Origin of the sequence: Pseudoalteromonas sp. TB51 (assembly GCF_000498055.1) — a bacterium.
Lineage (GTDB): Bacteria > Pseudomonadota > Gammaproteobacteria > Enterobacterales > Alteromonadaceae > Pseudoalteromonas > Pseudoalteromonas atlantica.
The window spans coordinates 1-10,859 of record NZ_AUTO01000200.1 but is presented as its reverse complement, the minus strand read 5'-3'; the positions used below and the strand labels follow the sequence as shown (position 1 = coordinate 10,859).

Below are 10,859 nucleotides of genomic sequence, written 5' to 3'. Positions count from 1 at the left end.
GAGCCGTTTTCGGTCCAAATGCTTTCGTATAGTTTTGCTGAGCGCTTAGGGCGAATACGCAAAATTATACCGTGCAGTATTATCATCCACACTAAACGTGGAATTTCTACAATGCGCGGATCGGATAAAAATTCACGTAAGTAGGTACGCAGTGCCGCAGGGGTGGGCGCGTCTGGACTGCCTAAGTTGGTAAGTAAAATGCCCGTTTTTTGATTAAAACGTCCGTCGTGGGGATTGTCAGTGACTGCAGAAAATCGCGACACGCTGTGCTCCTTAAAGCAATGTGATACCAATTCGCGATAATACTTAATCATTTTGCGGGGCTAAACGTGTCGCTACCAGCGTTAAGCAATTCTCATTTAGAACAACTAAATAGCGAATTTTTTTGCCTAGCTATCAACACGTTTTTCCATCCTCAAAATAAATCACTTAATTAAGCGGATTGGTATTAAACAGTTTAAAATTTATACCCAGATTAATAGGTACCTGTTTGAATTAGTTTAGCTTATTTACGGTAATTGTAACGAAAAAAGCCACAGTTTAGATCACTCATTTAGCGCTTTTTACCATTATTCTAAACGGGGTCGGTTTTTTGGCTTCTAATTGCTGTAGTTTTTCGATGGATTTTTTACCAAACACATGGCCTTTAGGTAACAACATAATACCGCTGTGGCTGTGTAACGTATGGCCTAAAATCATATTGGCTTTTAGCTCTTGAGCGCTGCATATAATAATAGAGCCCGCATTATTAAGTTGCTCATTTAATTTGCTATGGCTTGCCTCGAGTGCGCGCACAATTTTAGGGTGGTAAAAAGTGCCACTGTACATTTTAACGCTTTCGAGCGCATCGCTGTGGCGCTCTTTGTCTGTGGGGCTTTGGCTTTGTTCAAATGCGTTCCAATAATCGCGAGCAACGCTAAGCACCATAGCGCCAATAGGAATGTCGTTTGCTGCTAATCCTTTTGGTAAACCGTTGCCGTTAAAGCGCTCATATTGATGATAAATTGCATCAGATACATCATGTAAATGTATAGCAGGCATAAGCATTAATTGTGCTGTGCTTGGGTGTGTATAAAAGGCTTTGCGCTGTTGTTCGCTTAGCCGGCTCACTGGCTTTTTATAGAGCTCTGGGTCCATAGCAAGCAAACCTATTTGCGCTAAGTAACCCGCCATGGGGGCTAAATCTATACTTTTTTGCGAGAGGTTTAAGTACAGTGCTATTTGGGTGCAGGTGTCGGCAATTTTTTGCGCTTTGTTACCATCTAAGTATGGGTTGGCGTTTATAAAATTATAAAGTAGCTCTACGGTGGCTTTGTGTTCGTGTTTTTCGCGCTCGTTGGCATCTTCTAGCTGTTTAAGTACCTGCTTAATTTGTTTTGTACGCTTTTCTACTCGTTGCTCTAACGAGTTATTTAATTCGAGAAGTTCTTTGTTTTGCTGTTTTACTTGCTGCTCGAGTTGCTTGTTTTGTTTTTTTAGCTGAAATTTTTCGATGCTGTCGTTTATGCTGCGCAAAAGCATATCGTTTTGCCATGGTTTTTGAATGTAGCCGTTAATTTGCGCTAGGTTTACAGCGNGGCTAGGGTGGTTTCTATTTCAGCGTAGCCGGTTAATAAAATACGTTGTGTTTCGGGGGCTTTGTTACGGGCTTGCTCTAAAAATTGCGCGCCATTCATGGTGGGCATTTTCATGTCGCTAATAATTAAGCTAAATTCGTGGCTGTTTAAAAGCTCAAGCGCTTGCACTGGGCTTTTGCAGGTCATAAAACTAAAGTTATTATTTTTTAATAAGGAGGTTAGTGAGCGCAGAACAATTTCGTCGTCATCAACACAAAGTACATCTACGGCAGTGATTGAATGTGCAGCGTCTGCTGGTTTGGTCATAGTGCTACCTTTTAAAATAATAAGCATAGCCTAAAAATTGCCCCTAGTTTGCATAATTACGTATGGCAAACTAAACGTTATACATGGATGCGTATTTATGGAGCGAATAGGATGAGCACTTTAACCGACGACTACAAACAAGCCTTTTTAGATGAGCAGCAAAAGCGTATAGCCGCAGAGCAACTGCTTGCCGATAAAAGCCAATTGTTAGTTGTGTTAAATGGCGAACTAACCAAAAACGTTGCTGAGCTGTCTTTGTATCAGCAAATGTTTGTTCAGGCCGACAAAATGGCAAGTGTGGGTGTTTTGTCTTGCAGTATTGCGCATGAAATAAATAACCCGCTTTCGTATGTAATTAGTAATATAGAAAGCTTGCAATATGTTAGCCCTCTTTTATCAAAATCTCTTCACTATAACGAGCAGTTTTTAACCGGCCAATTAAATGCTGGGCAATTTAAAAACGTGTTGGTTGATCTAAAAAAACAATACGAACTGGCATGGAATGGACACGAAATTTACTCGCAGTTGAGCGAAAGCCTAGAGGGTTTAAAGCGCATAAAGCAAACCGTGCATAATTTATTAAACCTTAGCCAATTTACAAGTACCCATAACAAGCAATATTTAGATGTAAGCGAGGTTGCAGGCTCTGCTTTAGGCGTGTTGCAAGGGCAGCTTAAATACTGCGAAATAAAAACTGATTTTGAGCAAGTGCCGCTAATTTGGGGGGAGCTGTCGTCTATTCATCAAATTTTTGTTGAGCTGTTATTAAATGCTCAACAAGCGTGCGAACATGAATTAGAAAAAGGCACCATTATTGAACTAAGCGTAACGCAGCAAAATGAGGGGGTATGTATAAAAGTGAAAGATAACGGTTGTGGAATGGATGAAAATACCCAAGCGCACCTTTTTAAGCCTTTTTTTACTACACATAAAACAGCCCACTCATTAGGAATAGGAATGACCGTTGTTAACTTTATTTTGCAAGATCACAGCGGAAAAATAGAAGTTAGCAGTACTTTAGGAACAGGTACTACCATTTGTTGTTGGTTACCCGTAAAAGTACAAGAAAGCGTGATAAACCCATTGTAAATAAAGTGTTAATTTAATTTGGGGTTGAAATTAAAATCCTTAATTGTATGCGTTTTAAACAAGTTTAAGTGTTATTTTTTAGTATTTACATTTTTTTGCATAGTTAGACCTATTATTTAGTTTTTTTCATTTCTTTTTATTTGCATATGTTGCTAGGATGTTCCCCAGTGCGATGCGTTACATCGCAATAACAAATATTAAAGAACACACTAAACAGGGTCGTCACCATGTCAACATACCGTTTAAATACATTAGCTGCCGCTGTTGCGTTTGCCGTAAGCGCACCAAGCATTGTAAGCGCTCAAGAAGCACCTGTTGAGGCTGCACAAAATATCGAACAAATTTCTGTATTAGGGTCGCGCGTTTCTAACCGCACCTCTACTGAGTCTTCGTCACCTATTGATTTAATAGACGCTGATGATTTAAACAAAGGCGGCTTTACAGAACTAGGGCAGAGTCTGCAAGCTACTGCCCCGTCGTTTAACTTTTCTCGTACGCAAGTATCTGATGGCTCTGATTTATTTAGACCAGCAACGCTGCGCGGCTTACAGCCAGATCAAACGTTAGTGTTGGTTAACGGTAAGCGCCGCCATAATCAATCTATTTTTGGCCTTAATGGCACTGTAGGTGCAGGCGCTGCCGGCACCGACATGAACGCCATTCCGCTAACTGCGCTTAAAGGTGTAGAAGTACTACGCGATGGCGCAGCAGCTAAATATGGCTCTGACGCGATAGCTGGCGTAATTAACTTATCGCTTAATAATTCAACTGGCGTAACAACGGGTTACGTACAGTACGGCGGCACCAGTGAAGGCGACGGCGATACGCTTTCTGCAGGTTTAAACCGTGGTTTTGACTTAGGTAACGAAGGCGGTTTTATTAATTTATCGCTTGAGTATCGTGATGCCGATGGCACTAACCGTGCAGAGCGCGATACCGGTGGGTCGTTAAATGTTGAGCCAGGCACGCTGAGTGAAGATGTACGTTGGAGCCAAGGTAACTCAGAAAGTGAATTTACCTCGTTATTTTACAACATGGCTTTGCCAATGGGCGACAGCGAATTGTACTCATTTGGTGGCTACTCTGAGCGCACCGCGCTGGGTAATGGTTTTTACCGTAACTTTAACGAAGCGTCTAAAAATGTAACGCAAGTATACAGCGATGGTTTTTTACCCCGCATTTATAACGAAGCTGAAGATATTTCAGTAGCGGTTGGTTTTAGAGGCGATATAAACCCAGATTGGGGATACGATGTATCGGCAGTGTATGGCGAAAACCAATACGACTTTACCTCACGTAATACTATAAATGCCTCTTATGCGGCGGAGTACGTATTTAATAACCCAGATGCAAGCGATGCCGATATAGCAGCCAATGCAGGCCCAAGCGGCGGTTACTCTGGTGGTTTTAGATTTGATCAAACAACAGTTAATGCTGATTTTAACGGCATTGTTGATATTGGCCGCAATGAGCCTTTATATGTAACTATTGGTGCAGAATACCGTAAAGAAAACTACGAAATAGTCCCTGGCGATGAAGCCTCTTATGCATGTGGCTTGGCAAATACCGATGCTTCTTACCCTTCAGCAAACGATCCTGATCAATTTGCTGAGTGTGGTTTTCAGGCTTATAACGGTTTGCGCCCAGAGGCAACAAACAAGAGCGATCGCCACAGCTATGCGTTTTATGTAGATGTAGAAACCATGGTAACGGATGCATGGAACGTAAGTGGTGCGCTGCGCTATGAAGACTTTTCAGATGCGGGCGATGACTTAATTGGTAAATTAGCGACACGTTATGAATTTAACGATGACTTTGCAGTACGTGGTGCGGTTTCTACTGGTTTTAGAGCGCCATCGCTTCAGCAAAGTGGTTATACCGCATTTACAACTAACCTAGGCTCTGATGGCACACTTACACAGTCGTTCACTGCAAATACGGGGACTGCTTTTCCAAGTGCGTTAGGTGTAGATAGCCTAGAGCTTGAAACCTCAACTAACTACAGTGCTGGTTTTGTTTACGATGTAACAAGTGAGCTTTCGTTAACGGTTGATTTTTACCGCGTAGAAATTAAAGACCGTATTACGCTTGGTAGTTTACTTTCTGCAGAGGATGTTGCCTTTAGCGATGAAGCCGTAGCCGCGCTTCAAGCAACCGGCGCAGTGCAAGCTAACTACTTTTCAAACTCTGTAGATTCAACTACACAAGGTGTTGATATTATTGCCTCTTACCGTACTGATGTAGAGGGCGGTAATTTTGGAGTAACCTTTGCGGGTAACTTAAACGACACTAAAATTGATAACGTGAACGCAGAAGAAGGTATTCCTGAGTCGGTGGCGTTTGATGATTTACAACGTAGCTTTTTTACCGACGGCCAGCCAGGTGAGCGCGCAACTTTAACGTTTGACTATGAGCGTGATGCGTATGAAACAACGCTTCGCTTTAATTACTTTGGCGAAACAGACGTTAAATACTTTGGTAATGACCACATCCCTTTACCAGGTGAGCTTTCGCCTACGGGGTCGTTTAAACCAACTAGTACAGTTGAATCAGCAGTACTAGTGGATTTAAACGTTAGCTACCAAATTAACGAAATATTTAACGTATCGGTAGGGGCTGATAATATTTTTGATGAAACCCCAGATGAGCTAGGTGATGACGAAGTGCTTAACTTTATTACCAACGGCGCGTTTAAATACCCTGTACGTGCATTGCCTTACGGCTTTGACGGGCGTACTTATTATGCAAAAGTAAGCTTTGAATTTTAATTATTTGAGCTAAACCTTGTTACTCAGCGCAGTTATTTACTGCGCTTTTTTTATGTTTATTTATTATGAAAAAGAGCGTTAAAACACTTGCAAGGTTGAAAATTAGGCATACAATCGCCACTTCTTAAGGTTCTTATTGTTATAAATAGTTAGGAAATAAAATGGCTAAAAAATCGAAAACCAAAGCCGCAAATAATAGTGCGGTAGACACCGGCCGAGGTGTTATTAATCATAATGCGCTGGCGGCGCTAGTAACCTCTAAAGTGTTTAAACCTCAAGTGGTTAAAGCTAAAAAAGGGAAAGGCTCGTTTAAGCGCAATAACAAACACGTAGGACGAGAGTCTTATTTAATCGCGGCTTAAATAGCACCGATCAAATAAGACTTTTAACTACCTACTTTTTGCCAAGCATACGCGTAAGGGTGTTGTCTTTATCAATAATATGGTGCTTTAAAGCGCCCACAATATGTAAACCTAACGCGATAAGAAGCGCATTTGCTGTAATACCGTGAACGGTTTTTCCTATCTCTGCTAAGCCTTGGTTAAAAGCGAGGCTTTTTTGTGGGTTTTCTGGGTTGGGGTTGTGCGGAATAAGCTCTAGCCCGAACATCTCTACGCCATGCCCACCAAAGCCCGACATAATCAGCCCCGAAATAGGCATAAGTAACATGCTAATTATAAGAACGTAATGCACAATTTTAGCTAACACTTGCTCATAATTTGGGTGTTTAACATCGTGCTTTGGCCAGCCATTTACAATGCGCCATGTTACTCTTAATAACGCAAAAACAAGCAGCATTACGCCAAATGACTTGTGCCAACTCATTAGAAAAAATGCTTTAAAGTTTTCCATATATAGGCCTGAGCCTAATAACCCAATAATTAAAATAGCTACAATCCAATGCAGGCTTATGGTGGTTTTGCTTAACGTACTTGTTGTATCTTTTGTAAGTTTCATTGTGGTTATTCCTAACTTAAAAAGTGGCGCTTAGTTGCGTGTACAATTGAATAATCTACATTAATGCAGCTAGCTTAAACTATAGAGGGTTAAAGTAGGGTTAACGAAACTTATTTTTTAAATTTAAAAGGATAAACCCGCAACGTGAAGTGAAAGTTGTAGGCGCGAAGCTTGCTCGCGCAACATGTAAGTTGCTTCTCTAAAAGCGAAGCGTCTCTTAACCTCTTTGTGATTTATTGATCTTTAATACAAAAATGCACAAAGAGAAGGGAATGAGGAGAAAATGAGAAGTGAAAATTGTAGGCGCGAAGCTTGCTCGCGCGCAATGCGCAGCATTTAATACTCGAAGGCGCCTTCTTTTAAATTATTGGCGATGGTTTGAGAGGGGTTTTCACCAAATAACTGCGTGTAATCTTTAGTAAATTGCCCTGCGTGCCAAAAACCCCAATTGGCCGCTATGATTGATATAGGCTTAGTTTGACCAACAACTTTAAGCTCGCGCCTTACGTTATTTAAACGGGTTAAACGCAAAAACCTAAGCGGGTTAATACCTAAAATGCTTTCGAAACTGTACTGCAACGTGCGCCTACTAACAAAAGTAAGCTCGCAAAGCTCTGTAATAGTAATAGTTTTTTGTGGGTTGGCTGCCACGTACTCTTTTACTTTATCGACCACCGCTTTACGGTGTTTGTAGCTAGGGGCTATGTTTTGCTGCGGGTTATCGGCTTGCAGTAAATGCAGTGCTAGCATACTAAGCATATCTTGCTGTGACTCTGGTTTAAGCCCAAAGCCTTTATTTATAACCATACTGTTAATAATTTGCCTTGCTGTTTGCAGCGATGAGTCACTAACCGTTAAACGAGCAGATTGCGCAGATGATAGGTTTTTAATTGTTACGCCTTGTAACTGCGCCATGTACTCAATGGAATGCCAATCAATAACCAAACCGTAAATATCAAATTGCTCAGGGGTAATTAGCTCAAAGTCGCTGCTGCTGGTACGGCACATAAATTGATTGCTCGCTACATCAAGGCCATTAATTTTACTTTGCTGCGACTGACTCGGTATGCCAAGCCAAATAGAGTTAGGGGCTATATTGCATTGCTGGCGCAGCGCACGCTCGGTGTATTCTTTAAAAGCATGAATATCGTTGTAATTTACGCCTTCTATACAGCCATAAAAGCGGCCATCGCTTACTTGGTCGTACTTTTGCTGCCATTGAGTAAGGTTATGGGCTTGCTCGTCAATATCGTGCGTGTATACCTTGCTCTTTTGTGGTGCGTTGTTGCTGCCTTGCTGCGCCATATAGGTGATGCTCTTTTAAAGTAAACATATTTTTAGTTTAAGTGAGTGCCAAATAAAGGCATTAACTTACTGAAATAAAATAATAAAACGTGATTTGCCAAAATTCGATAGCCACTTGGTACAAATTAAGCCTTCTTGTGACTATTCAAAATTGATTTATAGCTTATATGAGGCAAGACCTATACCAAGGTTTGTAATATTAGTTATGCGGAGTAAATCATGGGGCATATGTACAGTTATACTTTAGGAACACATACTTATCAATTCAAGAGCTTAGCGCAGTTAATGGCTAAAGCTACGCCGCAGCGCTCGGGTGATAGGTTAGCGGGAGTTATTGCACAATCGGCACAAGAGCGCGCTGTTGCGCAGATGACATTGGCCGAAGTACCGCTAAAAACATTTTTAAACGATGTACTTATTCCCTACGAGCAAGACGAAATTACACGCCTTATTATTGATGAGCACGATGCAAACGCTTTTAAGCTTATATCGCACTTAACCGTGGGAGATTTTAGAAACTGGTTATTAAGTGATTTTGCAACGCCTGCGGTACTAGCAAGTGTTAGGCAAGCCATTACTCCTGAAATGGCCGCTGCGGTAAGTAAAATAATGCGTAATCAAGATCTCATACTTGTTGCTAAAAAGTGCCACGTAAAAAGCGCGTTTAGAAACACCATAGGTTTGCCTGGGCATTTATCAACCCGCTTGCAACCTAACCACCCAACCGATGACATAAATGGTATAGCTGCCTGCATGCTCGATGGCCTTTTATACGGCAATGGCGATGCGGTAATTGGCATTAATCCCGCCACCGATAACGTAGCGCAAGCCATTAAGTTAATGACGCTGATGGATGATGTAATTCAAAAATACGAAATTCCAACACAAAGCTGTGTGCTTACCCATGTGACTAACACCATAGAATGCATAGAAGCAGGTGCGCCCGTTGATTTAGTGTTTCAGTCAATAGGCGGTACAGAAGCTACTAACTCAAGCTTTGGTTTTAATTTAAATACACTAGCTGAGGCGCAAGATGCTGCGCTGAGCTTAAAGCGTGGCACGGTTGGCAATAATGTAATGTATTTTGAAACCGGGCAAGGCAGCTCGCTTTCGGCTAATGCACACCATGGGCTTGACCAACAAACCTGTGAGGCGCGTGCTTATGCTGTAGCACGCAAGTTTAACCCTTTATTAGTTAATACCGTTGTAGGCTTTATTGGCCCTGAGTATTTATTTGATGGTAAAGAAATTACTCGCGCAGGGCTTGAAGATCACTTTTGTGCCAAGCTTTTAGGCATACCTATGGGGTGTGATGTGTGTTACACCAACCACGCCGAGGCCGACCAAAACGATATGGATAACTTACTCACCTTATTAGGTGTGGCGGGTTGCTCGTTTGTAATGGGGATTCCTGGTTCGGACGATATTATGCTTAATTACCAAACTACCTCATTTCATGATGCCTTATATGTGCGCCGAGTTTTAGGCTCGCGCCCAGCGCCCGAGTTTGAAGCGTGGCTTAGCAAAATGAAAATTATGGAAAATACCGCCGAGACTATTTTATCAAACACCTTACCAACTGCCTTTGCTAAGCCATTAAAAGCAGTACAAGGAGGGATGTAATGAAAGCGGTTAAAAGCATAAACACGCAAAGCAGCCACGATCACAATAATGGCAAAGTGGTTGAAAACCCATGGAGCGATTTACGCCGTTTTACCGATGCGCGTATAGGTCTTGGCCGCGCAGGCATTAGTTTACCTACAGCTGAAATGTTAGCGTTTCAGTTATCGCATGCTCAGGCGCGCGATGCGGTTAACTTTCCGTTAGATATTAGCGAAATGACAAAAACTCTCAGTGCTATTGATGCGCTTAGCGTGGTTGAAAAACCGCTAAGTGTACAAAGTGAGGCTGTTGATCGTGTTACCTATTTACAGCGCCCCGATTTAGGCCGAAAGCTAAACCAAGCAGGGCGTACAACGCTTTTAAACACTATGCAAAGTAGGCAAAGCAGTACACAGGCGCAATACGATTTAGCCATTGTGGTAGTTGATGGGCTATCGTCGTTGGCGGTACAAAAAAACGCAGCGCCATTTATAAGCGAGCTTTTAAAGCAACTTCCTACTGAGCCCTCACCTTACAAAATTGCGCCAATTACCCTAGTAGAGCAAGGCCGCGTAGCGATTGGTGATGATATTGGCGAGCTGTTAAACGCACAAGTGGTAATGGTATTAATTGGTGAGCGCCCGGGGCTTAGTTCCCCTGACAGCCTTGGCCTTTATTTAACGTGGGAGCCTAAAACAGGGCTTAACGATGCCTGCCGTAATTGTATTTCTAACATTCGCCCTGCAGGGCTTAGCTACTTTGAGGCTGCCCGAAGAGCCGTATATTTACTGCAAGAGGCCAAAAAGTGCGGGCTTACTGGGGTTAACTTAAAAGACAGAACACAAGACGATGTAATAGAGCATCAGGTTCAAACCACAAATTTTTTAATCGCGGAATAAAACCATAAAAAGAGGTCAACATGTCTAATAACAATAAAGAGTATCTTGCACAAAGGCAGTTAAAAAGTGGCACTGCGGGCTGGTTATTGCTTGCAGGGCTAGGGGTGTCGTATGTAATTTCGGGCGACTTTGCAGGCTGGAACTTTGGCATAGCCGAAGCCGGCTGGGGCGGATTTGCCATTGCAGCGGTGTTAATGGCAATAATGTATTTAACGCTGGTGTTATCGTTTGCTGAAATGTCGGCAGCAATTCCTGCGGCGGGTGGCGGTTACAGTTTTGCACGACAAGCAATGGGCCCAGCTGGGGGTTATTTAACTGGCCTTGCGGTATTAATTGAATATGCATTAGCCCCCGCC

8 protein-coding genes and 2 pseudogenes are annotated in these 10,859 nt (G+C 42.3%); 6 read left to right on the top strand and 4 right to left on the bottom strand.

All coding sequences use genetic code 11. From position 1 onward, the window contains the following. Nucleotides 1–263: ferrochelatase (locus tag L650_RS0110745; RefSeq protein ID WP_174380498.1), on the bottom strand; the 263-nt coding region annotated here is incomplete at its 3' end. Between the two features lie 286 nt (nt 264–549). Continuing rightward, a pseudogene (locus tag L650_RS0110740) lies at nt 550–1,883 on the bottom strand (HD domain-containing phosphohydrolase). Nucleotides 1,884–1,994: 111 nt separating this feature from the next. Between L650_RS0110740 and L650_RS0110735 the strand changes: the two are divergent. The 3 genes from L650_RS0110735 (at nt 1,995) to arfA (ending at nt 6,102) form a co-directional block, all read left to right on the top strand. Continuing rightward, a complete protein-coding gene (locus L650_RS0110735) occupies nt 1,995–2,972 on the top strand; it encodes a sensor histidine kinase (protein WP_029773113.1) in 978 nt (325 codons plus the stop codon). Nucleotides 2,973–3,199: 227 nt separating this feature from the next. Next, entirely contained in the window at nt 3,200–5,740 is a 2,541-nt protein-coding gene (locus tag L650_RS0110730; RefSeq protein ID WP_029773112.1) for a TonB-dependent receptor plug domain-containing protein, read from the top strand. 161 nt (nt 5,741–5,901) lie between these two features. Then, the gene (gene arfA, locus L650_RS0110725; protein ID WP_024032961.1) at nt 5,902–6,102 is read left to right on the top strand and encodes an alternative ribosome rescue factor ArfA; all 201 of its coding nucleotides are present in this window, start codon (nt 5,902–5,904) and stop codon (nt 6,100–6,102) included. A 31-nt stretch (nt 6,103–6,133) separates the two neighbouring features. Here the strand turns inward: arfA and L650_RS0110720 are convergent, their stop codons facing one another. Together L650_RS0110720 and L650_RS0110715 are read right to left on the bottom strand one after the other, a co-directional pair. Next, the gene (locus L650_RS0110720) at nt 6,134–6,697 is read right to left on the bottom strand and encodes a cytochrome b (protein WP_029773111.1); all 564 of its coding nucleotides are present in this window, start codon (nt 6,695–6,697) and stop codon (nt 6,134–6,136) included. Nucleotides 6,698–7,033: 336 nt separating this feature from the next. Further along, nucleotides 7,034–8,002 (bottom strand): helix-turn-helix domain-containing protein, encoded by a 969-nt coding sequence (locus tag L650_RS0110715; protein WP_029773110.1) that lies wholly within the window; start codon nt 8,000–8,002, stop codon nt 7,034–7,036. Nucleotides 8,003–8,221: 219 nt separating this feature from the next. On the opposite strand from L650_RS0110715, the gene L650_RS0110710 reads away from it, so the two are divergent. The 3 genes and pseudogenes from L650_RS0110710 to L650_RS0110700 form a co-directional block, all read left to right on the top strand. Further along, nucleotides 8,222–9,625 carry an ethanolamine ammonia-lyase subunit EutB gene (locus L650_RS0110710; RefSeq protein ID WP_029773109.1) on the top strand — a complete coding sequence of 468 codons (1,404 nt, stop codon included), beginning with the start codon at nt 8,222–8,224 and terminating at the stop codon, nt 9,623–9,625. Beyond that, the gene (eutC, locus tag L650_RS0110705; RefSeq protein ID WP_029773108.1) at nt 9,625–10,503 is read left to right on the top strand and encodes an ethanolamine ammonia-lyase subunit EutC; all 879 of its coding nucleotides are present in this window, start codon (nt 9,625–9,627) and stop codon (nt 10,501–10,503) included. The genes L650_RS0110710 and eutC overlap by 1 nt, the downstream gene beginning before the upstream one ends. 20 nt (nt 10,504–10,523) lie before the next feature. Continuing rightward, a pseudogene (locus tag L650_RS0110700) lies at nt 10,524–10,859 on the top strand (ethanolamine permease); the annotation flags it as partial.